Genomic DNA, 22,317 nt, shown 5'->3' with positions numbered 1-22,317 from the left:
GGAACATGGTGGGCATGGACGTGGACGCACCGTTCTCAGAGCAGTGGAACCAGGACGACGCGCGCAGCAAGCAGCAGGCCGTGGAGCGCAACGAGCTGCTGCAGGCGCCAAAGAACCGTCCCACGCGCATCGTCGCGATGGGCGGCGGTACGGGCCTGCCCATGGTGCTCAAGGGGCTGGCCCGGCGCGCGGCCCCCAAGGGCGGCCAGCCAGGCGTGGACATCACCGCGGTCGTGGCGATGAGCGACGACGGCGGCAGCTCCGGCCGCCTGCGCCGCCAGCACGGCGTGCTGCCCCCGGGTGACATCCGCAACTGCCTGGTGGCGCTCGCGGGTGGCAAGAGTGCACTGAAGGAGGTGTTCCAGTACCGCTTCGGCGGCGCGAAGGGCCTCGCCGGCCACGCGGTGGGCAACCTGCTCATCGCCGCGCTCGCGGAGCTGAAGGGCGACTTCCTGGAGGCGGTGCGGCTGTCCGGGGAGCTGTTGGGCGCGCAGGGCCAGGTGCTGCCCAGCACGCTCGCGTCGGTGCAGCTCGTCGCCCAGATGCATGACGACACGGAGGTCGTGGGCGAGCGCAACATCTGCCGCGCCCAGGGCCGCGTGCGCCGCGTGTCGCTCAGCCCCCGTTCTCCGCCGCCGGTGGACGGCCTGCTGGAGGCCATCTACTCGGCGGACCTCATCGCCATCGGGCCGGGGTCGCTGTACTCGAGCGTGCTGCCCAACCTGCTGGTGGATGGCGTGGCCCAGGCGCTGAAGGAGACGCGCGCGCTGAAGGTCATGGTGGCCAACCTGATGACCCAGCCGGGTGAGACGGACGGCATGAACTGCCTGGACCACGTGCAGGCCGTCATCGACCACGTGGGGCCGGTGCTGGACGCGGTGCTCGTCAACGGCCGGGCGCCCAATGAGGATGCCATCCAGCGCTATGCGCGCAAGGGCTCCTTCATGGTCACGGCGGAGACGCGGGAGCTCTTGTCCTCCGGCGTGATTCCGGTGCAGGCGGACCTCCTCAAGGAAGGTTCCAAGATCCGACACGACAGCCGCAAGGTCGCTGCCTGCCTGCTGAAGATGGCGCGCAGCGGGTTGTAGGCCGCATTGGCCATCACCACCTTGGGGCCCGCGAACATGGAAGCCATTCAACTATCGACTGCCTCCCAGGTCGTGGAAGTCAACGACCGGGCGGACTTCATGTCCCTGGAAGCCGAGTGGAACCAGCTGGTGGAGACGACCTCCCACGAGCTGTTCTACCGGCATGAGTTCCTGCGGCTGTGGCTGGACAACTTCGCCGCCGGAGCACGCATGCGCGTGCTGCTGATGCGCGGCGAGGACGGAACGCTCACCGCCGCGCTGCCGCTGGTGGAGGAGCGCACGTCGATGTACGGCGTTCCTGTCCGCCAGCTCACCTCCGCGGCCAACGCGCACTCCTGCCGCTTCGACATGCTGGCGCGGGAGCCGGATGCCGCGGCCCAGGCCTTCCTCGCGCACCTGCGCGCGACGGGCGGCTGGGACGTGCTGCGGCTGACGGACGTGCCGGACGGCGGCGTGGGCTTCCGCCTGATGGAGGCCGCGAAGCAGGGCGGTCTGCCGGTGGGCGAGTGGGAGTCATTGCAGTCGCCCTACGTGCCGCTGCCCGCGAAGAAGGACGCGTACTTCGCGAAGCTGCCGTCCAAGTTCAAGGCCAACTGCCGCCGCCGGCGCCGCAAGCTGGAGGAGAAGGGGAAGGTCACCTTCGAGCGCATCTCCGGCGGGCTGGACCTGGAGGGCACGCTGGAGGAAGGGCTGCTGCTGGAGCAGAGCGGCTGGAAGGGCGCGAATGGCACGGCCATGGCGCAGGACGCGAAGACGCGCGGCTTCTACACGGAGCTGGCGCGGGACTCGGCCTACCGCAAGCGGCTGGCGCTGTACTTCCTGCGTGTGGACGGGCGCGCGGTGGCGTTCCAGTACGGCCTGGAGTTCGGCGGGCGCTACTTCCTGCTGAAGCCCGGCTACGACGAGTCCCTGAAGGAATGCAGCCCGGGGCAGCTCCTGATGGAGGAGGTGCTGGCGGACTGCCTGGACCGGGGGCTCACCGAGTTCGATTTCCTGGGGCCGGACATGGTGTGGAAGCGCGACTGGACGGATCAGGTCCGGCGGCACACCTGGCTCTACGTATTCAACGACACCGCCTTCGGCCGGGCCCTGTGCGCGGCGAAGTTCCGGTGGGTACCGGCGGCGAAAGAGGTGGTGGCGCGATGGAAGAAGTGAAGACGACCGACAAGATGTTCGTGCCGTCCCTGCCCACGCTGTGGCCGGGAATGCTGATGGCCCCGCCGCGTCCGGGGGCGCTGCCGCCGTTCTCTTCGCCCAACGCGCGGTACTTCTACTTCGCGCGCAACGCCGTCTGGCTGACCATCAAGATGCTGCGCCTGGACGGCGGCGAGGTGCTGATGCCCGCCTACCACCACGGCGTGGAGGTGGAGGCGGTGGTGGACGCGGGCGCCATTCCGCGCTTCTACCGCGTGGGCAGCCGCTGGGATGTGGACGTGGCGGACGTGGCGAAGCGGATTACGCCGAAGACGCGCGCGCTCTATCTCATCCACTACGCGGGCTTCCCGGGGCCGGTGGACGCCATGCGCAAGCTGGCGGACGAGCACGGCATCCCGTTGATTGAGGACTGCGCGCTGTCGCTCCTGTCGTCGGACGGCGCGACGCCGCTGGGCACCACGGGCGACGTGGGCATCTTCTGCCTCTACAAGACCCTTCCGGTACCCAATGGAGGTGCGCTGGTCGTCAACGGCAAGCGCTCGTACAGCCTGCCGGAGCCGCCGTCGCCGCCGCTGGCGTCCACCTTCAGCCACACCGTGTCCGCGCTGCTGCAGAACATGGAGCTGCGCGGTGGGGCGGTGGGCCGGGGGCTGCGCGGCCTGGTGCGCTCGGTGGGGCACGGCACGGTGAAGGCCGCGAGCATCGAGCGGGTGGCCACGGGCACGCAGCACTTCGACCGGCGGCACGTGGACCTGGGCATGAGCCCGCTGACGAAGCGGATTGCCCTGGCGCAGGACCTGGAGTCCATCGTCGAGGCGCGCCGCCGCAACTACTTCCTGCTGCTGGGCCGGCTGCGCGACGTGTCGCCGCCGCTCTTCAACCAGCTGCCTCCGGGCGTCAGCCCGCTGTTCTACCCAATGGTGGTGCAGGACAAGGAGCTGCTGCTGGCGAAGCTGCGTGAGAAGGGCATCGACGCCATCGACTTCTGGAAGCGCTTCCATCCCGCGTGCGACCCGTCGGAGTTCCCGGAGGTCGCGCAGCTGCGGCGCACGATTTTGGAGATTCCGTGCCACCAGGATCTGTCGCCGGAAGTCATGGGGCAGGTGGCGGACGTGGTCCGGGAGGCGCTGAAGTCCGAGCGCCGGCCGAGCAAGCGCGCGTCGTGAGGGAACAGGGGCTGGCTCCCGGGTTGCAATCGCCCCCGGGGGCCGGGGCATTGCTTCGGGAAAGGCATCAGGGTGACGCGGTGATCCGCGAAGACGAGTTGACGTCGGGGCCGAGGTTGGCGCCGCGGCTGGACGTGGCGGCGGTGGGCAGTGCCTCGCAGCTGGCGGGGATGCGGGCGGAGTGGAACTCGCTGCTGGACGCGAGCACGGCCGGTCCGTTCAACGCGTGGGAATGGCTGTATCCGTGGTGCCGGCGCATCTCGCCTGACGTGCGGCCGCTGGTGCTGACGGCGCGTGACAGGCTGGGCACGCTGGTGGGCCTGTTGCCGCTGGGATTGGAGCACCGCTGGGTGAATGGCATGCGCGTGCGGCGCCTGGGCTTCCTGGGTGAGACGCACGTGGGCAGCGACTACCTGGACGTGGTGGCGCGCAAGGGCCGTGAGGCGGAGGTGGCCCGGACGTTCTTCAACGTGCTCCAGGGGCTGCGCGACGAGTGGGACGTGCTGGATTTGACGGACCTGCGCGAGGGTTCGACGACGCTCGGCGTGGCGCGCGAGGTGTTTGGCGACGTGCGCGTGACGGAGCGCTACGTGTGCCCGTACGAGACGCTGGTGCCGGGCGAGCCGTTCGATGCGTTCCTCAAGCGCACGGGCCGCCGGGACAACTACCTGCGCCGCCGCAAGTGGCTGGAGAAGCAGGACGGCTACCGCATCGAGCGCACGGACGCGCCGGGTGCGCTTGCCGGGCCGATGACGGACTTCTTCCGGCTGCATGCGCTGCGCTGGTCCTCGGATGGAGGGTCGCAGGGCATCAAGGGCGCCGGGGTGGAGGCGTTCCACCGGGACGCGACGCAGTGGTTGGCGGAGCGGGGCCGGCTGCGGATGTACACGATGAAGGTGGGCGGCCAGGCGGTGGCGTCCGTGTACGGCATCCTGCATGGCCAGACGTTCGTGTACTTCCAGTCCGGCTATGACCCGGCGTGGCGCAACCGCAGCGTGGGCCTGGTGCTGGTGGGCGAGACGTTCAAGGACGCCATCGACATGGGCCTGACGGAGTACGACTTCCTGCGAGGCACGGAGACGTACAAGTCCGACTGGGTGACGAAGCAGCGCCAGACGGTGTCCCTGCGCGCGCACGGCGCGGGCTTCGCGGGCACGTGGTTCACGCGCTCCGAGGAGTGGGCCCGACAGACGCGCAACGCGGTGAAGGGTGTGCTGTCGGATGAACTGGTGGAGAAGGTGCGCCGGTTCCGTCGGCGGAAGGCCGCGGTGCATTGACGCTCGGTGGCGGCGTGGCGGATCCTGGCGGGTGCCATGGAGAAGCTGCGCTGCGCTGTCCTGGATGACTATCAGGGTGTTTCAACGCGGCTCGCGGATTGGTCTTCCGTGAGCGGACAGGTCGAGGTGACGGTGCTCCGCGAGCACTTCTCCGGTGAGGAGGAGTTGGTCGCGGCGCTGTCGCCGTTCGACCTGCTCGTCGTCATGCGGGAGCGCACGCCGTTTCCGAAGTCACTGATCGAGCGGCTGCCACGGCTGCGGTTGCTGGTGACGACGGGGATGCGGAATGCGTCCATCGATGTGGCCGCGGCCACCGCGCGCGGCGTGACGGTGTGCGGGACGGCGAGCGCGACCGAGCCTCCGGTGGAGCTGACGTGGGCGTTGATATTGGCGCTCGCGAGGAACGTGGTGGGGGAGAGCACGGCGTTCCGGCAGGGGGGCCCGTGGCAGCACTCGGTGGGCGTGGACCTGCACGGGAAGCGGCTGGGGCTCCTGGGCCTGGGGAAGATCGGGAGCCGGGTGGCCCGCGTGGGTGCGGCGTTCCGGATGGACGTCGTCGCGTGGAGCCCGAACCTCACGGACGCGCGGGCCGCTGAAGTCGGGGTGACGCGGGCCGCGTCGAAGGAGGCGCTCCTGGAGACGAGCGACTTCGTGTCCATCCACCTGGTGCTGGGTGAGCGTTCGCGGGGGCTTGTGGGGCGTGCGGAGCTCGCGAGGATGCGGCCCACGGCGTACCTCATCAACACGTCGCGCTCGGCCATCGTGGATCAGCCGGCGCTGGTTGAGGCGCTCCAGCAGGGTGTCATCGCGGGCGCGGCGGTGGATGTCTTTGAAACAGAGCCGGTGCCTACGGACGACGTGCTGCGGACGCTGCCGAATCTGCTGGCGACGCCGCACCTGGGATACGTGTCCCAGGGGAACTACGCGACGTACTTCCGTGAGGCCGTGGAGGACATCCGCGCGTTCCTCGACGGTGCGCCCATCCGCGGGCTGGGCTGACTGGCTACTGCTGCGCGACCTGCTCGCGCAGCTGGGCGATGGCGGGGGCCAGCTGCGGGGGCTGCATGTTCTTGGGCACTTCCACCGTGAAGCGTTCGAAATGCTCCAGCGCTCCGGCCTTGTCGCCCCGGCGCAGCGACAGGCTGCCCAGGAAGATGAGCGCCTCCTGCGCGTCCGGCCACGTGTCCACCAGCTCCATCAGCTCCTGCTCCGCGCCCTGCAAGTCGCCCTGCGACGCCGCGCGCAGCACGCCCCGGTGCACCCGCAGCTCCACGTTGAACGGATCCACCGCCAGGCCCTTCATCGTCACCTTCAGCGCTTCGTCGAACTGCTGCTGACGGATGAGCTCGTGGCTCAGCATCGACGCGGCCTCCACGTCGCCCGGGTTCGACGCCAGCCGCTGGCGCGCCTGCTCCAGCTCGTCGTTCATCTCGGGCATCTGCGGCATCTGCTGCTGCTGGGCCATGCCCGGCGGCGTCGCGCCCGTGCCCATCTGGCCTTCTTCACGCGGCTTCTGCTCGGAGACGAGCAGGTAGCCCAGCCCTCCGAAGAAGACCACCACGCCCGCGCCCCACATCGCGCCCACCATCTGCGGGTTGCGCGACGCCCAACCCGAGGGCGCCGGCACGTTGCGCGCGGGCGCCTTCACTCCCGCCGCCTGCCGCTTCTGGTGCTCGTCCTTCGCGCGCAGCGCCGCGGCCGCTTCCTTCTCCAGCCGCGCCTTCTCCGCCGTGTAGTGCTCCGCGGTGAAGTGGTGCTTCTCCGCCTCCAGCGTGCGCAGCTGCTCGATGAGCGACTGCGCCCGCTGCGCCAGGTCGTCCGCCGTTCCGTCCGCCTTCGCCGTGGTGTCCGACGGCAGCGCGCTCCCCGTCTTCATCTTCATGTAGAGGAGCCACGCGGCCGCCAGCACGAAGGCGACCGAGAGGACGATGATTCCGGGCAACCAGTTGGTGGGCTCGGGCTGCATGGCTTAGCGCTCCAGCTCCCGGCGCACGGCCTGGAGGTAGGGGTCCGCTTCGTCCGTGGACGGCGCGGGGGTGGAAGGGGAGGGGACCGGCGCGGCTTCCGCGGGCGCGGCGCCCTCTGGCAATGGCTGACGCTGCTTCAGGATGACGAAGAGGCCGCCCAGCACCAGCGCGACCGGCCCCAGCCACACGAACCAGTTGAAGCCCTCCGCGCGCGGCTCCAGCAACACCCACTCGCCGTAGCGCGCCACGAAGTAGTCGACGATTTCGGTGTCCGTCTTTCCGTCGGAGACCAGCTCGCGCACCTTGTCCAGCTGCGCGCGCGCCATGGACGACGGGCTGTCCGCCACCGACAGGCCCTGGCACACCGCGCAGCGCAGCTTCTTCGCCAGCTGCTGCACTCGCGCCTCCTGGGCCGGCGCGAGAGGCTCACTCGCGGCCTGCTGCGGCGCGAACTGCCCCGTGGCAAGGCTCAGGGCGAGGGTCAACGAGACGAGGACGGCATTCATCGGGGGCTCCAGCGAGGGCCGTCCCTAACTACCGCCCCCTGACGGGTATTGCACACGGAATCCTGGGCCGCACGCCCGCCGCCCGGGCAGCCCTTCCGATTGAAGCCAGCGGCCTAGCCCCGGTAGCCCGAGTCGGGCTCGGTCTCCAGGTCCTGGTCCGGGTCGTACGGGTCGTCCTCCGGCGGCAGGTACTCCGCCGGCTCGTCGCGGCCCAGCGCGTGGCGCACGGCATGGAAGCCCACCGCCCCCAGGCCCAGGAGGAACGCGATGGGGCCCACCGCGAGCTTCACCCCCGCGAGCGCCCAGAGCAGGCTCACGCTCACCGCGCCCACCGGCACCCACCGCAGGAAGGCCGGGCGCTCCACGTCCGTCCGCAGCGCCGCGAGCACGAGCAGCGACAGGAGCGCCAGCAGCGGCAGCTCCGACAACGGCAGGTCCCAGCCCGAGCGCGACGCGACGCCGCCCCCCGCGCTGTAGAGAGAGTCGTCCGAGGGCCGGGTGGTGGGAATCACGCGCAGCTCGGCCGGCACGCTGCGCACGCCGCCCGGCACCGGCGCGTTGTCCGGCAGCGCCGAGCCGTCCGCCATCACCTTGCCCCACGACAGGAAGAGCGCCACCACGCACACCGCCACGCCCGCCAGCGCCACCACCCGGGGGAAGCCCAGGAGCGAGCGCAGGTCGAAGTCGCGCGCCACGCCGTCCGGCTCCGCGATGACCAGCTTGTACTGCTCCACGGCGATGAGCGCCGTCCCCGCCGCCCAGATGGGGAAGAGCAGGTTGAAGCCGGACAGCAGCCGCACGGACAGCGCCAGCAGCAGCAGCGTGAACGCGGCGGGGATCTCCGGCCTCATCAGCACCAGCGGCACGGAGTCCACCCAGCCGGGCGCGTTGCCGTCGCGGCGCAGCTCCCGCGCGACGAGCGCCACGCAGCCCACCAGCGACAGCAAGGTCCCCAGCACTCCCACGCTGGGGAAGAACGGCAGGATGGACAGCACCAGCGAGAACGCCACCAGCCCCACGCCCAACACGCTCTGCGAGTGGCCCGGCACGTCCTTCAGCCAGCGGGGGCCCGTGTACGGATCCTCGTCCTCGAACTCCTCTGGCGGAGGCTGTGCCTTGGAGCCGCGCGGGGGCTGAGCGCCGCTGGCCTGGCGCCGGTCTTCCTCCTCTTCGTCCAGGATCTCCGCCGCATAGGCCGGCTCGGTCATGGGACGGCTGGGGCGGTTGCTCCTGGCGCTGCTGGCTCGGGGCGGGGGCGCGGGACGTGCGGGCATCTTCGCGCCGCAGTTCTCGCAGTACATCAAGCGGACGTCCGCCGCGCTTTCACCGCACTCGGGGCACTGCATGGGAAGCCCACCTCGCTGGAGCAGGGGCCGGGGGAAGCCCTCGCGAACGACGCCGACAGATGGGACTTACTACGGATTCCAGGCCTCCCGCGAGGCGGCCCCGGGCCGCCCTCTTCCGGCTCCCGGGCGCCTGCCTTCCAAGCGGGCGGAAGTTGACTCAGTTCTGACGCGCGGCTTCCGCGGTGGGACGGGCCGCCGGCTGGGTCAGCTCCTGCACCCGGGTGGCCAGCGTCTTCGGGTCGATGGGACCCACGTGCTTGCCGCGGATGATGCCCTGCGCGTCGATGAAGTACGTCTCCGGCACGCCCGCGACGCCGTAGTCCACCGCCATGCGCGAGCGCTCATCCATCAGCTGCGGGAAGCTCGCGCCCATGCGGCGCAGGAAGTCGCGCGCGTTGGGCTCCGTGTCCTCGAAGACGACGCCCATGAACACGGCCTGGGAGCCCAGCTCGCGCGCGCCCCACTCGAGCACCGGGTGCTCGTACTTGCAGGGCCCGCACCACGACGCCCAGAAGTTGATGACCACCGGGCGGCCCTTCAGGTCCGCCAGCTTCACGGCGTCACCACCGTCCAGCGGCTTGAGCGTGAAGTCTGGCGCGGCCGCGCCCTTCAGCATGAAGGGCACCTCGTGAGGGTTCCGCCCGAAGCCCTGGAAGAGGACGAAGAGCAGCGCCGCCCCCACCGCGGCGAACACCAGCGGAAGCCGCCAGCGCTTCATGCCGCACCCCGCTCGGCGTCCGTGCCCGGCAGGGGAGGCGACGCTCCCACCGTCGGCGCGTCCGCGCGCAGCACCGCCGCCCGGCGCGAAGGCCATACGGCAATGAGCGTGCCCAACATCAGCAGCGGCAGGCTGTACCAGATCCATCCCACCAGCGGGAACACCCAGACGTTGAAGCTCGCCGTGCCCGTCGTCTCGCTGAAGGCCATCAGCGAGATGTACAGGTCCTCCTTCGGCGACTCACGCACCGCGGGCGTGCCCACGGGGTCCGTGCTCCGCTCGTAGTAGTTCATGCGCGGGCGCGCCTCCGTCACGTCGCCGTTGGGCGCCGTCACCTCCAGGCGCGCGGCGACGAAGGTGCGGTGCGGCTCCTCACCGCTGGACAGGCCCAGGTACTTCAGCTGGTAGCCGTCCAGCATCATCGTGCCGTCCTTCTTCAGCGTGCCGGACGTGTGCTTCACGTACGCGCTGGAGGCCGCCACGGCGACGATGATGAGCACGATGCCCAGGTGCACCACGTAGCCGCCGAAGCGCCGGCGCGACTTGCTCGTCGCGGTGGTCAGCGCCGTGACGAAGCCCTCCTTGCGCTCGGTCATGCGCACGCGCACCGGCACCACCAGCTCGCGCAGGGTGATGAGGGTGACGAAGCCCGCCAGGCCGAACGTGAGCAGCGGGTACACGCCGCGCAGCCCCGCCGCGTAGCAGGCGATGGTGATGACCACGCCCACCGCCGCGGGGATGAGGAACTGCCGGCGCAGCGTGGCCTTGTCCGGCGTGCCCCACGGCAGCACCGGGCCCACGCCCATCAGGAAGAGCACCGCGATGCCGCCCGGCACCGCCATCTTGTTGAAGTACGGCTCACCCACGCTCACGCGGATGCCGCGCACGGCCTCCGACACCAGCGGGTAGAGCGTGCCCAGGAGCACCGTGAAGGTGATGGCCACGAACACCAGGTTGTTCACCAGGATGCTCGCCTCGCGCGACAGCAGCGACGAGAGCCGGCCCTCCGGCGCCAGCAGGTGGCCGCGCGTGGCCAGCAGGCCAATGCACACCACCAGCAGGATGGCGATGAAGACCAGGAACGTGGGCCCGATGTCCGACTGGGTGAACGAGTGCACCGAGTTGAAGATGCCGGAGCGGGTCATGAACGTGCCCAGGATGGTGAGCACGAACGACGCGAGCGCGAGGCTCAGCGTCCACAGCTTCAGCATCCGCTTGCGCTCCTGCACCATGGTGGAGTGCATGAACGCCGTCGCGGTCAGCCACGGCAGGAACGACGCGTTCTCCACCGGATCCCACGCCCAGTAGCCGCCCCAGCCCAGCACGGCGTACGCCCACCACGAGCCCAGCACGATGCCCAGCGTGAGGAACATCCACGCGATGAGCGTCCAGCGCCGCAGGGGCGCCATCCACGCTTCACCAATCTCCCCGCGCAGCAGGCCCGCCACGGCGACGCCGAACGGCACCGTCATGCCCACGTAGCCCGCGTAGAGCATGGGCGGGTGGATGATCATCAGGAAGTGGTTCTGCAGCAGCGGGTTGGGGCCTGGACCGTCCGCCGGCACCGGCGACACGGCGCCCCAGGGATTGGCGGGGCCCGCGATGAGGAAGGCGAAGAAGACGCCCACGGCCAGCATGGTGCCCAGCGCCAGCTGCATGTAGCGCGCGTGCTCCTTGCGGTGCACCCAGGCGAACGCCGCCAGGTACACGCCCATGATGAGGCCCCAGAAGAGGATGGAGCCTTCCAGCGCGCTCCACAGCGACACGATGGTGTAGATGAGCGGCGTCGCGCGGCTGCCCACCTGGGCCACGTACTTCACGCTGAAGTCGTGGTTGATGAGCGCTTCCACCATCACCAGGTTGCTGCCGATCATGCACGCGGCGAAGCCCCACACCGCGCGCAGCACCCAGGGGTAGCTGGCGTCGTTGCGGCGCATGCCGCCCACCAGGCCCAGGATGGCGCCGAACGCTGCGAAGGCCAGGCCCGCGAGGACCAGCCCATAGCCCAACATTCCGTTCACGGCGCCCCCGGCGGCGTCGCGGTCGCGGTGGTGGCGCCTTCAGCCAGCGTGTCCTGCCACTTGCGCGGCTCCTCGCCTTCCTTGGGCGCGCGGTACTCGTTGGAGTGGTTCACCATCAGCCGGTTGGACGTGAAGACGCCGGACTTGTCGTAGGTGCCCTCCACCACGACGCCGATCTTCTCGCGGAACATCTGCGGGGGCGTCTCCAGTGAGCGCACGTGCACGCTCTTCGCGTTCGCGTCCGGGCCGTCCGCCACGCGGAAGTCCAGCGTGGTGTGGCCTTCATTCCACTGGATGCTGCCCGGCTGCACCACGCCGCCCAGGCGGATGGTGGCCGTGTAGGCCTTGTCGCCGTTGGAGATCAGCTCCGACGGGCTCCAGTAGTAGACGAGGTTGTCCCCGATGTTGCCGAAGGCGATGAAGCCAAGGCCAGCGCCGGCGAAGAGCAGGGCTCCCAGCGCGATGAGGCGGTTGCGGTTGACGGGCGTCATGGGCTCACTCCTTCGAATCGGCAGCGGCGCGGGGACGGCGCGCCCAGAGGGACACTGAGTAGAGCACGAAGGCGGCCACGGAGATGCCGTAGCAGGCCCCCACGTATCCCCAACCACCCTGGACACGGCCACTGCCCACCTGGGCCAGCAGCATCAGCGACGTCAGCGAGGTCATGTTCAGGCCACCTTCGAGGAATGGGTCGCGCGCTGCGCGGGGTCATCCGAGGGCAGCGCGTCCGGCAGCGCCACCTCCGCCTGCCGCTCCGCGAGCGCGATGCGGTAGCGGTGCACCATGAAGACGATGAGCAGCGCCAGCATGCCGAACGCCGACACGCGCAGCGGCAGCACCATCTGCGGGTCCACCGTCTTGGGGCTGGACTGCACCTGATGGAGGCTGCGCCACCAGCGCACGGAGAACCACACGATGGGCAGGTTGATGGCACCGATGATGGCCACCACCGCGCTCCACACCGCGCGCTTCTCCGGGTCTTCGACGAAGCGCCGCAGCACCAGGTAGCCCGTGTAGGACACCAGCAGGATGGCCTCGGACGTCAGGCGGGGGTCCCAGGACCAGTACACGCCCCAGGTGGGGCGGCCCCAGATGGAGCCGGTGATCATGCCCAGCGTGCCGAAGAGCAGGCCGATCTCCGCCGAGGCCTCCGCCATCGCGTCCGTCTTCCACGACTGACGCAGCAGGTACGTCACCGCGGCCACGAAGTTGATGAACATGGCCATCATGGCCATCCACTGGAGCGGCACGTGGACGTACATGATGCGCTGTACTTCGCCCATCTCCCGGTCCGGCGGTGCCCACGCAAGGCCCAGCCACCAGCCCGCGCCCAGCAGCGCCAGCGTCACCGCCGGCAGGCCAAACTTGACGAACTTGTTCATCCTTCAGTCCTCGATGACCCGGGGAAACAGCAAGAAGCCCACGCCCCAGTAAATCAGATTGAACCCCAGCAGAAGCCCCTGCCATGAGCCCAGCTGCTGCATCGGGTCACCCTGGAGTACGAGCGTGGTGCCCTTGGCGGCGGAGAGGAGGGCTGGGATGACGAGCGGGAACAATAGCAGAGGCAGCAGCACATCCCGGGCCCGGGCATTGCTGGAGATGGCCGCGTACACGGTCCCCGGAGCGCTGAGCGCCATGCTGCCCAGCACCAGGATGCCCGCCAGGTCACCGACCCCGGTGACGATGCGCACGCCGTAGAGGGCCACCATCACCGGCACCAGCACCACCGACAGGGCCAGGAGCAGCAGGGCGTTGCCCAGCGCCTTGGACAGGAAGATGGCGCGCGCGTCCGCCGGGGCCAGCCGCACGCCGTCCAGGCAGGCGTTCTCCGTCTCCACGCGGAAGGACTCGCCCAGGGACAGCACGCTGGCGAAGAGGATGGCCAGCCACAGGTAGCCGCCCGCGTTGCGCTCCAGCAGCTTCGTGTCCGGGCCCAGCGCGAAGGAGAAGAGCAGCAGCGTGGCCATGGCGAAGAACACCAGCGCGTTGAGCCGCGCGCGGGTGCGCCATTCGATGAGCAGGTCCTTGCGCATCAGGACGAGCGTCGTCGTCAGCAGGCCGGGGCGGCGCTTCGCGTTCGGGGGGCTCATGCCGCCACCGCCCGGCCGTCCTGGAGGTGCAGCCGTTCCTCGCACAGGCTCAGGCCCTGCTCGATGAGGTGCGTGGCCAGCACCACCGTGGTTCCGCCCGCCTTCAGCTCCGCGATGACGCCCTCCATGTCCTGGATGCCCGCCGGGTCCAACTCACCGAAGGGCTCGTCCAGGAGCGCCAGGGCAGGGGCCTTCATCAGGAGCCGCGCGATGGCCAGGCGCTTGCGCATGCCCGCGCTGAAGCCTCGCACCGGGCTGTCCGTGCGGCGGTTGAGGCCCACGCGGTTGAGCAGCGCGTCCGCGACGTCCTGCGGCGCGTCCACGCCCAACAGGCGCCCCAGCACCATCAGGTTCTGCTGCGCGGTCAGGTCCTCGTAGAGGAAGCTGGCGTGGGAGAGGAGCGCCACGTCGCGGCGCACGGCCTCACGGTCCTGCACGGCGTCCCGGCCCAGCACCTCCACGCGGCCCGCGGTGGGCCCGAGCGCGGTGGCGACGAGGCGCAACAGCGTCGTCTTCCCGGAGCCGTTGTGGCCGGTGAGCAGCAGCGAACGGCCAGCGGGCAGCGCGTAGGTGAGCCGCGCCAGCGCCCACCGTCGCCCATAGCGCTTGCTCACGTCATGGAGGGCGAGCGCGGGTGCTGATCCAGAGGGGAGAGGGGGCATCGGCGGGCCGTTTCGTAGCCTTAAAAGCCCGTGTTCACCAGTGAAACCCCTGGGGTCGCCCGCCGGAGGACAAGAAGTTTTTACGCCTGCTTCTTCCGCCGCTTTCGCCGGGGGACTGAAAGGTTTTCGCCACGGGTGGGCGCCCGACTGCCCTGGTACACCCAGGTACGACCTCCAAAAGGACGTTCCTGCCCTCGGGGGCACCGGGTTTCCTGGGGTTACGGGGGGTTTTCACCACCTACCTGCCCTGGCATCCAGCATGCACACAGGCGGCGCGGGGCCTGTTCCATTGGGGGGAGCGGGCAGACGGCGAAAGCCGCGAGGGAGGCGTGATGGCAGGCAGGGTGTTGCGGCGGGCGGCGAAGGCGGCGGCGGCGGGGTTCCTCCACTACAGCGGGGCGCGCAAGGCGATGGCGGCGTACCGCCGTTCGCAGTCGGGTGGCCGGCGCATCCTCATCGTGAGCTACCACCGCGTGGTGAGCGACTTCACGGGGGAGCTGCAGCGCTCCATCCCGGGGCTGCTCATCTCCCAGGAGACGTTCCGTCGTCACCTGGAGCAGGCGCACGCGGCGGGCTTCGAGCTGGCGAGCATTGGCGACGCGGTGGACGTGATGGAGGGCCGCCGCGCCGCGAAGAAGGACCTGTTCGTGGTGACGTTCGATGACGGCTACCGCGACGTGTACCGGTATGCGTACCCGGTGCTGAAGCAGATGGGCGTGCCGGCCATCACCTACCTGCCCACCGCGTTCATCGACACGGACAAGCGCTTCAACCATGACCGGCTGTTCCACCTGCTGCGCTGCGTGCAGGAGCGCCGGTTCCGCCCGGACTACTCCACCATGCCCGGCCCGTCCGTGCAGCTGTTGGGGCCCATCCTCTCCGGGCAGAAGACGACGTCCGCGGCGCTGGACGACTTCATCGGCGAGCACCCCACGCGCGTGCTCACGGGCATCATCGACGCGCTGGAGCAGCAGCTGGGCGGCGGCTCGGACCTGATGCCCGAGCAGGGTGACGTGATGAACTGGGACGAGGTGCGCCAGATGGCGCGCGACGGCTTCGAGTTCGGCGCGCACACGCTGGGCCACACGGTGCTGACGCTGGAGCCCACGGCGGTGGTGGAGAAGGAGATCGTCGAGTCCAAGCAGACCATCGAGCGCGAGGTCGGCGTCCAGGTGAAGGACTTCGCGTACTGCAACGGCTGGTACTCGGACGAGATGATCCGCGTGCTCAAGCAGAACGGCTTCCGCTCGGGCGTCACCACGGAGGACCTGCCCAACCGCGTGGGCGGCGACCCGTTCGCCCTCAAGCGCAAGGTGATGTGGGAGAACTTCAGCCTGGGGATGATGGGGGACTACTCGTCGGCGCTCACGGTGTGCCAGTTCGATGACTGCTTCGGCGTGCTGGGCATGAGCCACCCGGTGCTGGGCCACCGTCCGCACATCCTCTCCGCGGCTGTCAGTGGCGCCCCCAACATCCTGGTCCAGGAGGCGGCCGCCGCGGAGGTCGCGCTCGCGAAGGCGACGCCGGTGGAAGTCGTGGACGTGACAGCGCCGGTGATCGTGACGGATCCGCGGGTTGCGGCCGCGGTGACGGGTGCGCAGGTCGTGGTGGCGCCGAACGTGGCCATTGCCCCGGAGGCGGCGCAGCCGGAGGAGCTCCAGTGAGTGTGTCACCCAAGCCGGCCCCGTCCCCGTCGTTCCTGGGGCGGGCCGGCCCGTTGGTGTTGGCCCGGTTGTTCACCGCCGGGCTGACGCTGTCCATTCCGCTCGTGCTCGCCCGGGTGCTTCACCTGGACGAGTACGGCACCTACTACCAGCTGTTCCTCATCGCCACGACGCTGTCGTACGTGCTGCCGTTCGGCGTGGCGCAGAGCCTCTACTACTTCCTGCCCCGCGCGGAGGCGAAGCGGCCGTACCTGGGCCACGCGCTGCTCTTCGTGACGGGCGCGGGCGTCGTGGCGGCGGGCCTGGTGTGGTTCTTCCTGGGCCACGTGGCGGCCTACTTCAACAACCCGGCGCTGATGGAGCACCGCGCGGCGCTGGCGCTCTACACGGCGTTCTTCCTGGGCAGCTACCCGCTGGAGATTTCGCTCACCAGCCAGGGGAAGACGAAGGCGTCCGCGGTGGTGTACCTGGCGTCGGACGCGGTGCGCTCCGGCGTGATGGTGCTGCCGCCGCTTTTGGGCTTCTCCCTGCACGGGATGATGATCGCCGTGGCCTGCTTCGCGGGCCTGCGCTACGTGGCCACGTGGGTGGTGTCGCTGCGTGGCTCCACCGGGCCGCTGGTGGACTGGAAGCTGTTCAAGGAGCAGCTGGTGTACGCGGCACCCTTTGGCGCGGCGATGTGCCTGGCCATCCCCCAGCAGAACGCGCACATGTACGCGGTGGCGGGCGTGGTGGCCCCGGCGGTGTACGCGCTCTACCGGGTGGGCTGCTTCCAGCTGCCGGTGGTGGATCTGCTCTACACGCCCACCAGCGAGGTGCTGATGGTGCGCCTGGGCGAACTGGAGCGCGAGGGCCGGCTGGAGGAGGGCGTGGAGGCCTTCCGGGAAGCGGCCGGCAAGCTGGCGTACGTGTTCCTGCCGTTCGCGGCGTTCCTCTTCGCGGCGGCGCCGGAGTTCGTGGGGGCCATGTTCGGCCAGAAGTTCCTGTCCGCGGTCCCCATCTTCCGGGTGAGCGTGCTGGGCGTGGTGCTGTCCATCCTGCCCATGGACGGGACGCTCCGGGCCCGGGGACAGACGCGGGCCATCTTCGCGTCGTACCTGGTGAAGGCAGTCGTGACGGTGCCGCTCCTGTGGTTCGGCGTGAAGCACTTCGGGATGATGGGCGGCATCGCGTCCTGGGCGCTGGCGGAGGTGGTGGGCAAGGGCATGCTGCTCATCCGCGTGCCCCGCGCGCTGTCCACGCCCGAGCGCAAGCTGGGGCTCAAGGACGTCATCCCGTGGCGGGAGCTGGGGCAGGCGTCGCTGGCGGCGTTCGCGGCGGGTGGGAGCATCTTCCTGCTGCGCTCCGGGGTGCACGACACGTGGATGAACCTGCCCACGGGCTTCCTGTGGCGGGTGCTGCCACTGGCAGTGGCGGGGCTGCTCTTCGTGGTGGGGTACGTGGTGGGTCTGTATGCGCAAGGCGTTCGCCCGTGGAGCGCATTGCAGTCCCTTCGTCCCCGCCGGGCGGCCTGATTCACCGTCGGGTATCGCACGCGTGGGGGGCACTTCCCTCCCCACGCGTGGGTACCTACCTTCCAGGCGTCACGGAGTTCGGATGTGGGCGAGGAGAGGCGTGATGGGATTCGACGCGATGACGCTGTACCGGATGGCGCATGGGCTGAAGAAGCGAGGGGTGCCGTTGCTGCCCGCTGTTCTGCGCAAGGCCATCTACTACCTGCACAGCTCCTACATCCCTGAAGACGCGGAGCTCGGCGAGGGGACGCAGCTGGGCTACGGCGGCATCGGCGTGGTCATCCACAAGGCGGCGAAGGTGGGCCGTCACGTCCTCATCTCGCAGCAGGTCACGATTGGCGGACGCTCCGGGCTGGAGGGCGCGCCGGTGATTGGCGACTACGTGCGCATCGGCGCGGGCGCCAAGGTGCTGGGCAACATCCACGTGGGCGACTTCGCGGTGATTGGCGCCAACGCGGTGGTGGTGAAGGACGTGCCCTCGGGCGCGGTGGTCGCGGGCGTGCCCGCGAAGGTCATCCGGCAGGACGCGGATCCGCTCACCACGTACCAGCGCGAGATGGGCCTGTTGCCCACGCGTGCGCCGCCGAAGCTCACCCAGGTCCCACGTCCCTCCGCGCAGGCTTCCGCGCGCTAGGCACTTCGCTTCGTTGGGCAAGGGGCTTCCTTCATGCGCGTGCTGCTCGTCGGGGACTACCCGCCGCCGTACGGGGGCGTGGCCATCCACGTCCGTCAACTCCATCAATTTCTGCGCGACCGCGAGGTCGAAGCGAAGGTGCTCGATATCGGGAAGGGTGGCCGGCCGGCTCCGGACGTCCTCCCCGTACACGGCGCCGCCGCCTTCGGCCTGCGGCTCGCGGGATTCACCTCCGCGGGCTGGACGGTCCACCTGCACACCAGCGGCAACAACCCGAAGGCGTGGGTGCTGGCGGCGCTGGTGGGCACCATGCCCGGGCCTCGCTCGCCGCGCGTCATCACGCTGCACTCGGGGCTGATTCCTGACTACCTGGCGGAGTCGCAGGCCCGGCGCGTGTTCGCGCGCACGGCGCTGGCGGGCTACGCGCGGGTGGTGGCGGTGTCCCCGGCGGTGCGCGACGCGGTGGTCGCGTGCGGTGTGCCGGAGGAGAAGGTCGTGGTGCATCCTGCCTTCTGCGGTTCGCAGGTGCGGCCCGGTCCGGTGACGCCGGAGGTGGAGGCAGCGCGGTCCCGGCGCGGTCCGCTGCTCGCGATGGCGCACCACCCGTCGCCTGTGTACGGGCGCAAGCAGATGTTCCGCGCGCTGAAGCTCGTGGCGGAGACGCACCCGGGCGTGGGCCTGGCGCTGTTCGGGCCGGGCACGCGCTCAGAAGAGTTCATCCGCGACGCGCGCGAGCTGGGCGTGGCGGGGCTGCTGGAGGACCTGGGCGAGCTGGAGCACGCGAAGGCGCTGGGGCTCTTGTCCCAGAGCGACGCCTTCATCCGGCCCACGACGCACGACGGGGACTCCATCTCCGTGCGCGAGGCGCTGGCGTTGGGCGTGCCGTGCGTGGCCAGCGACGTGTGCGCTCGGCCGGAGGGCACGCGGTTGTTCAAGGCCGGGGACGAGCGGGCGCTGGCGCAGGCGGTGCGCGACGCGCTGGCGGCGGGCCCGGCGAAGGTGACGGCTCCGGATGCGGGGCCGGTGATGCTGGACATGTACGCGGAGTTGCTGCCGTCCGGCATGGCAGGTGCAGGAACCGTGAACGCGGCGTGACGGAGTGGGGACGGGTTGGGGCGCCTTCGAGTGAGAGGGCGCGCTTCAGGGCTTTCAGCACGGAACTTTTGACTTCAGGAGAAGACGATGCGGCGCAGTGAAGAGATGGACCTGTCGAAGCGGGCCCTTCGTGGGCGGGACCTGGTGGTGTTCTCCAACGACTGGGACGGGGATCCGCTGTCGAAGGTCCACATCATGCGGATCCTCTCGCGGGACAACCGCGTGCTGTGGGTGAACAGCATTGGCAACCGCGCGCCCAAGGCGAACGCGCACGACGCGCAGCGGATCATCAAGAAGCTGAAGACGTTCACCCAGGGCATCCGCGAGGTGGAGCCCAACCTGCACGTGCTCGCGCCGCTGGCGATTCCGTTCTACGGCTCGGAGACGGTGCGCCAGGCGAACCGCCACCTGCTGCGGCTCCAGGTGCTTCGCGCGATGAAGCAGCTGAAGTTCGAGCGCCCCATCTCCTGGAGCTTCCTGCCCGCGTCCGCGCCGGTGTCCGGCACGCTGGGCGAGGACTTCGTCGTGTACCACTGCGTGGACGAGTTCTCCGCGTTCAGCGACACCAATGGCAAGCACATCGCGGAGCTGGAGGAGCGCCTGCTGCGCCGCGCGGACATGTGCATCACGTCCGCGGAGCGCCTGTATGAGAACAAGAAGCGCATGAACCCGCGCACGGTGCTGGTGCGCCACGGCACGGACCACGCGCACTTCGTGAAGGCGTGCGACCCGGCGACGAAGATTCCGGAGGACATCGCGAAGCTGCCCAAGCCCATCATCGGCTTCTTCGGGCTGGTGGCGGACTGGATTGATCAGGACGCCATCATCGCGTGCGCGAAGGCGCACCCGGAGGGTTCGGTGGTCATCGTGGGCAAGACGACGCCGGACTGCGACGACAGCCGCCTGCGCGCGGTGCCCAACATCCACATGCTGGGGCGCAAGCCGTACGCGGACCTGCCGGGCTACAACAAGGCGTTCGACGTGGCGCTCAACCCGTTCGTCATCAACGAACTGACGCTGAACTCCAACCCGCTGAAGGTGCGCGAGTACCTGGCGTCTGGTCTGCCGGTGGTGTCGTCGGATTTGCCCGAGGTCCGCAAGGTGGGCCTGTGCCGCATCGCCACCACGCCGGAGGACTACGTGAAGCAGGTCAACGCGGCGCTGGCGGACAACCCGGGCCCGAACCGGGAGCGCGCGGAGAAGATCTTCCACGAGAGCTGGGAGGCGCGCGTCACGGAGATCCGCCAGCACGTGGGTGAGGCGATGCTCGCGGCGGGCAAGAAGCTGTAGGTCCGGTCGGGCGGCAGGAGGGCGCGGTTCCGGAGCGTGTGAGCGCGCCGGACACCGCGCCTTCGTCATTCCTGGAGATCTCCAGCGCGACCCGTCACGCGGCGCTCCAGCAGGGCGTAGCGGCGAGCGAGGCGGGTGTAGTCGGCGGGGCGGATGGGTGTGCGCTCCCGCGTGCGCACGAGGTCTTCCTTCGCGTCCAGGTAGTCGCGCGCGGGGATGCCGCAGGTCTCCGCCAGGAGGCGCGCGGCATCCGCGTCCGGCAGGGAAGGGGCAATGCCCAGGCGCTCGTGCATCAGGCGTCGCAGGCCGGTGTCGAGCTCCGGCAGCAGCTCCGCCTCCACCTTCGCGCGGCGCATGAGCCAGCCCAGGGAGCGCACGTACTCGCGAGATGAGCGGTGCCGCTCCACGCGCACGGGCCGGGGCGCGCCGAAGCGCGTGCCTCGGGAGACGACGTAGACGAGCCCCACGGCGAGGCTCTGCGCGATGAAGACCCAGAGGCCCTGGGACAGGGGCGGGCGGGTGATGACGGCGTGGTGGAACTCGTCGAAGCGCAGGGGGCCGCGCGCGGCGAGCGCATCCCAGAAGCGCAGGTTGTCGAGCAGCTCCAGTCGCCGGTTCTCCGCGAGGTCCGGGCCCGCGGCGACGTAGACCTCGCCCTGGTCCAGGCCCCAGCGCCACAGCACGCTCGCGCCGCCCAGGCCCGCCAGCGGCACCGCGTCCCCGTGTTCCACTCGCAGGCTCCGATCCCGGGCCACGCGCAGGAGCGACAGGTCGCGCAGCGCGCCAGCGGGCAGCCACACGTCCACGGTGACGCCGGCGGGATCCACCCATTCGGAGGCAAGGCCCTGGTGGTTCGTACCGGGCAGCGCGCCCGAGGTGATGTGCAGCCAGTCCTCCATGCCCGGTTGGTGTTCCGCCAGCGCATGCGGAGACAGATACACCAGCGTGCCGCCGCCCCGGACGAAGCGCTCCAATGCGGCGACTTCTTCCTTCGTCACGGGCTGGGCCTGTGGCGCGGCGATGACCAGCGTGCGCGTGCCGGCGGGAATCGAGTCCAGGGACGACGTCTGCGCGCTGACGTCCCGTCCGCGTTCCTCCAGGTAGACGAAGAGGGCCTTGAGCCCCAGCGGGCCCGGGTTCGTGATGGACGGCACGGGGGAGTCCGGCGGGGCCTCGTGCGAGGCAAGGCCCACCGCCAGCGCCACGGCGATCATCAAGCCCAGGATGACCGCGACGCGCGCGTTCCTCACGGTCGGACCTCCGCGAGCGAGCCGTGCAACTGCTCCACGGACTCCACGAAGCGGGTGGCCTCTTCGCGCGACACCGGCTCCAGCGAATAGAAGGCCCGGTCGTACCAGCCGACCAGCCGCTCCACTTCACCCGTCACGCGCGCGGGGGCGCCTCGCGTGGGCAGCTCCGCGGCGAGCTCGCGGTTCGTCTTCACGCGGTCCGGCCGCGCCAGCTTGCGCTGCTCCAACGTGGACAGCAGGCCCAGCAGTCCTTCGCGAATGGCCTCGCGCGAGTCCTCCGTCTCCAGCGCGGTGCGCGCCCGGCCCAGGTGTTCTCCGGGCGTATCCAGCTCCAGGGGCGCGGCTTCGCCTTCTACTCCCTGCGCGGTGACGGTCTTCTTGCTCCGGCGCCAGCGCACCCGAAGCACGCCGAACAACACCACCGCCAGCGCCAGGCCCAGCATCACCGCGCGCGTGGCCACCGCGAAGCCCTGCGCCCCCCGGGATTCGAAGAGGCCCTCCAGCCAGGTCTGCAGCTCGCGCAAGAGGCGCGTCAGCAGGTCGCTGTTGCGCTGCCGGGCTCTCGCGAACTCCGGCCGGTCGAGGATGGCGCGCAGCCGCTCCGGTTCGCTCGTCACGCCGGGCGATACGGCCGGCTCCGCGTCCAGGCCGCACACGGCCTCCAGGTACACGGTGAGCTGCCGTGCACGGTCGGGCTCCGTCTGGCCGGAGGCTCCGGGCGGCAGGGGCACGCCGTCCAGCGCCTCCATCAGCCGGTTCACCTCCGCGTTGAACGCGGCGGGCCGCGAGCGCGCCGTGTCCTCGAGCCGGCGCGACACGGCCTCCCGGTCAGCGCACGGGGGCAGGGCAGTCAGCAGGAGGAGCAGGGGCAGGG

General features: G+C 70.1%; 22 protein-coding genes. 10 read left to right on the top strand and 12 right to left on the bottom strand.

Features of this window, described 5'->3' with window-relative positions; genetic code table 11:
- Positions 1 to 5: 5 nt before the first annotated feature.
- The 5 genes from yvcK to D7V77_RS22140 all read left to right on the top strand — a co-directional run bounded on the left by yvcK (position 6) and on the right by D7V77_RS22140 (position 5,685).
- A complete protein-coding gene (yvcK, locus tag D7V77_RS22160) occupies positions 6 to 1,088 on the top strand; it encodes a gluconeogenesis factor YvcK family protein (protein ID WP_120578282.1) in 1,083 nt (360 codons plus the stop codon).
- Between the two features lie 36 nt (positions 1,089 to 1,124).
- Positions 1,125 to 2,243 (top strand): GNAT family N-acetyltransferase, encoded by a 1,119-nt coding sequence (locus D7V77_RS22155; protein WP_120578288.1) that lies wholly within the window; start codon positions 1,125 to 1,127, stop codon positions 2,241 to 2,243.
- Positions 2,231 to 3,409: a DegT/DnrJ/EryC1/StrS family aminotransferase gene (locus D7V77_RS22150; RefSeq protein WP_167548721.1), complete on the top strand. Its 1,179-nt coding sequence runs from the start codon at positions 2,231 to 2,233 to the stop codon at positions 3,407 to 3,409. The genes D7V77_RS22155 and D7V77_RS22150 overlap by 13 nt, the downstream gene beginning before the upstream one ends.
- Positions 3,410 to 3,489: 80 nt before the next feature.
- Positions 3,490 to 4,686, top strand: coding sequence for a GNAT family N-acetyltransferase (locus D7V77_RS22145; protein WP_120578280.1), 1,197 nt, complete (start codon positions 3,490 to 3,492; stop codon positions 4,684 to 4,686).
- A gap of 36 nt (positions 4,687 to 4,722) precedes the next feature.
- Entirely contained in the window at positions 4,723 to 5,685 is a 963-nt protein-coding gene (locus D7V77_RS22140) for a D-2-hydroxyacid dehydrogenase family protein (RefSeq protein WP_120578287.1), read from the top strand.
- A gap of 4 nt (positions 5,686 to 5,689) precedes the next feature.
- On the opposite strand, the gene D7V77_RS22135 is transcribed toward D7V77_RS22140, so the two are convergent.
- From D7V77_RS22135 to ccmA, 10 genes are all read right to left on the bottom strand, one after another.
- Entirely contained in the window at positions 5,690 to 6,652 is a 963-nt protein-coding gene (locus tag D7V77_RS22135; RefSeq protein ID WP_120578279.1) for a tetratricopeptide repeat protein, read from the bottom strand.
- Between the two features lie 3 nt (positions 6,653 to 6,655).
- Positions 6,656 to 7,159 carry a cytochrome c-type biogenesis protein gene (locus tag D7V77_RS22130; RefSeq protein WP_120578278.1) on the bottom strand — a complete coding sequence of 168 codons (504 nt, stop codon included), beginning with the start codon at positions 7,157 to 7,159 and terminating at the stop codon, positions 6,656 to 6,658.
- Positions 7,160 to 7,272: 113 nt separating this feature from the next.
- Entirely contained in the window at positions 7,273 to 8,505 is a 1,233-nt protein-coding gene (locus D7V77_RS22125; RefSeq protein WP_126933277.1) for a zinc ribbon domain-containing protein, read from the bottom strand.
- 157 nt (positions 8,506 to 8,662) lie between these two features.
- On the bottom strand, positions 8,663 to 9,223 hold the full coding sequence (locus tag D7V77_RS22120) for a redoxin domain-containing protein (protein ID WP_120578276.1): 561 nt from the start codon (positions 9,221 to 9,223) through the stop codon (positions 8,663 to 8,665).
- A complete protein-coding gene (locus D7V77_RS22115; protein WP_120578275.1) occupies positions 9,220 to 11,244 on the bottom strand; it encodes a heme lyase CcmF/NrfE family subunit in 2,025 nt (674 codons plus the stop codon). The genes D7V77_RS22120 and D7V77_RS22115 overlap by 4 nt, the downstream gene beginning before the upstream one ends.
- Positions 11,241 to 11,735: a cytochrome c maturation protein CcmE gene (locus D7V77_RS22110; protein ID WP_120578274.1), complete on the bottom strand. Its 495-nt coding sequence runs from the start codon at positions 11,733 to 11,735 to the stop codon at positions 11,241 to 11,243. The genes D7V77_RS22115 and D7V77_RS22110 overlap by 4 nt, the downstream gene beginning before the upstream one ends.
- Positions 11,736 to 11,739: 4 nt before the next feature.
- Positions 11,740 to 11,910 (bottom strand): hypothetical protein, encoded by a 171-nt coding sequence (locus D7V77_RS44330; protein ID WP_167548723.1) that lies wholly within the window; start codon positions 11,908 to 11,910, stop codon positions 11,740 to 11,742.
- Positions 11,911 to 11,912: 2 nt separating this feature from the next.
- Entirely contained in the window at positions 11,913 to 12,626 is a 714-nt protein-coding gene (ccsA, locus tag D7V77_RS22105) for a cytochrome c biogenesis protein CcsA (RefSeq protein WP_120578273.1), read from the bottom strand.
- Between the two features lie 3 nt (positions 12,627 to 12,629).
- Positions 12,630 to 13,334: a heme exporter protein CcmB gene (locus tag D7V77_RS22100; protein ID WP_120578272.1), complete on the bottom strand. Its 705-nt coding sequence runs from the start codon at positions 13,332 to 13,334 to the stop codon at positions 12,630 to 12,632.
- The gene (gene ccmA, locus D7V77_RS22095) at positions 13,331 to 13,996 is read right to left on the bottom strand and encodes a heme ABC exporter ATP-binding protein CcmA (protein ID WP_120578271.1); all 666 of its coding nucleotides are present in this window, start codon (positions 13,994 to 13,996) and stop codon (positions 13,331 to 13,333) included. The genes D7V77_RS22100 and ccmA overlap by 4 nt, the downstream gene beginning before the upstream one ends.
- A 410-nt stretch (positions 13,997 to 14,406) precedes the next feature.
- On the opposite strand from ccmA, the gene exoL reads away from it, so the two are divergent.
- The 5 genes from exoL (at position 14,407) to exoP (ending at position 20,193) form a co-directional block, all read left to right on the top strand.
- Positions 14,407 to 15,660 carry a spore coat polysaccharide deacetylase ExoL gene (exoL, locus tag D7V77_RS22090; RefSeq protein ID WP_306770419.1) on the top strand — a complete coding sequence of 418 codons (1,254 nt, stop codon included), beginning with the start codon at positions 14,407 to 14,409 and terminating at the stop codon, positions 15,658 to 15,660.
- The gene (locus D7V77_RS22085; protein WP_120578269.1) at positions 15,657 to 17,174 is read left to right on the top strand and encodes an oligosaccharide flippase family protein; all 1,518 of its coding nucleotides are present in this window, start codon (positions 15,657 to 15,659) and stop codon (positions 17,172 to 17,174) included. The genes exoL and D7V77_RS22085 overlap by 4 nt, the downstream gene beginning before the upstream one ends.
- Before the next feature lie 103 nt (positions 17,175 to 17,277).
- On the top strand, positions 17,278 to 17,808 hold the full coding sequence (locus tag D7V77_RS45755) for a serine O-acetyltransferase (RefSeq protein WP_120578268.1): 531 nt from the start codon (positions 17,278 to 17,280) through the stop codon (positions 17,806 to 17,808).
- A 33-nt stretch (positions 17,809 to 17,841) separates the two neighbouring features.
- Positions 17,842 to 18,903, top strand: coding sequence for a glycosyltransferase family 4 protein (locus tag D7V77_RS22075; RefSeq protein WP_120578267.1), 1,062 nt, complete (start codon positions 17,842 to 17,844; stop codon positions 18,901 to 18,903).
- Between the two features lie 87 nt (positions 18,904 to 18,990).
- On the top strand, positions 18,991 to 20,193 hold the full coding sequence (exoP, locus tag D7V77_RS22070) for a spore coat polysaccharide biosynthesis glycosyltransferase ExoP (protein ID WP_120578266.1): 1,203 nt from the start codon (positions 18,991 to 18,993) through the stop codon (positions 20,191 to 20,193).
- Positions 20,194 to 20,258: 65 nt separating this feature from the next.
- On the opposite strand, the gene D7V77_RS22065 is transcribed toward exoP, so the two are convergent.
- Both D7V77_RS22065 and D7V77_RS22060 read right to left on the bottom strand, forming a co-directional pair.
- Entirely contained in the window at positions 20,259 to 21,443 is a 1,185-nt protein-coding gene (locus D7V77_RS22065) for a DUF4350 domain-containing protein (protein ID WP_120578265.1), read from the bottom strand.
- Positions 21,440 to 22,315, bottom strand: a complete 876-nt coding sequence (locus tag D7V77_RS22060) for a DUF4129 domain-containing protein (protein WP_233597152.1) — start codon at positions 22,313 to 22,315, stop codon at positions 21,440 to 21,442. Before D7V77_RS22060 ends, D7V77_RS22065 begins: the two co-directional genes overlap by 4 nt.
- Positions 22,316 to 22,317: the final 2 nt, after the last annotated feature.

Source organism: Corallococcus sp. CA041A (assembly GCF_003612075.1).
GTDB lineage: Bacteria > Myxococcota > Myxococcia > Myxococcales > Myxococcaceae > Corallococcus > Corallococcus exiguus.
The sequence above is the reverse complement of the archived record's forward strand: the minus strand, read 5'-3'. Positions and strand labels throughout refer to the sequence as shown.

Bases quoted from the DNA above. Each gene is read 5' to 3' on its own strand.
- exoP (WP_120578266.1), top strand. From the start codon at position 18,991: ATGCGGCGCAGTGAAGAGATGGACCTGTCGAAGCGGGCCCTTCGTGGG.
- yvcK (WP_120578282.1), top strand. From the start codon at position 6: ATGGTGGGCATGGACGTGGACGCACCGTTCTCAGAGCAGTGGAACCAG.
- D7V77_RS22155 (WP_120578288.1), top strand. From the start codon at position 1,125: ATGGAAGCCATTCAACTATCGACTGCCTCCCAGGTCGTGGAAGTCAAC.
- D7V77_RS22075 (WP_120578267.1), top strand. From the start codon at position 17,842: ATGCGCGTGCTGCTCGTCGGGGACTACCCGCCGCCGTACGGGGGCGTG.
- D7V77_RS22125 (WP_126933277.1), bottom strand. From the start codon at position 8,505: ATGCAGTGCCCCGAGTGCGGTGAAAGCGCGGCGGACGTCCGCTTGATG.
- exoL (WP_306770419.1), top strand. From the start codon at position 14,407: ATGGCGGCGTACCGCCGTTCGCAGTCGGGTGGCCGGCGCATCCTCATC.
- D7V77_RS22110 (WP_120578274.1), bottom strand. From the start codon at position 11,735: ATGACGCCCGTCAACCGCAACCGCCTCATCGCGCTGGGAGCCCTGCTC.
- ccmA (WP_120578271.1), bottom strand. From the start codon at position 13,996: ATGCCCCCTCTCCCCTCTGGATCAGCACCCGCGCTCGCCCTCCATGAC.
- D7V77_RS22120 (WP_120578276.1), bottom strand. From the start codon at position 9,223: ATGAAGCGCTGGCGGCTTCCGCTGGTGTTCGCCGCGGTGGGGGCGGCG.
- D7V77_RS22150 (WP_167548721.1), top strand. From the start codon at position 2,231: ATGGAAGAAGTGAAGACGACCGACAAGATGTTCGTGCCGTCCCTGCCC.
- D7V77_RS44330 (WP_167548723.1), bottom strand. From the start codon at position 11,910: ATGACCTCGCTGACGTCGCTGATGCTGCTGGCCCAGGTGGGCAGTGGC.
- D7V77_RS22130 (WP_120578278.1), bottom strand. From the start codon at position 7,159: ATGAATGCCGTCCTCGTCTCGTTGACCCTCGCCCTGAGCCTTGCCACG.
- D7V77_RS22100 (WP_120578272.1), bottom strand. From the start codon at position 13,334: ATGAGCCCCCCGAACGCGAAGCGCCGCCCCGGCCTGCTGACGACGACG.
- ccsA (WP_120578273.1), bottom strand. From the start codon at position 12,626: ATGAACAAGTTCGTCAAGTTTGGCCTGCCGGCGGTGACGCTGGCGCTG.
- D7V77_RS22135 (WP_120578279.1), bottom strand. From the start codon at position 6,652: ATGCAGCCCGAGCCCACCAACTGGTTGCCCGGAATCATCGTCCTCTCG.
- D7V77_RS22140 (WP_120578287.1), top strand. From the start codon at position 4,723: ATGGAGAAGCTGCGCTGCGCTGTCCTGGATGACTATCAGGGTGTTTCA.
- D7V77_RS45755 (WP_120578268.1), top strand. From the start codon at position 17,278: ATGGGATTCGACGCGATGACGCTGTACCGGATGGCGCATGGGCTGAAG.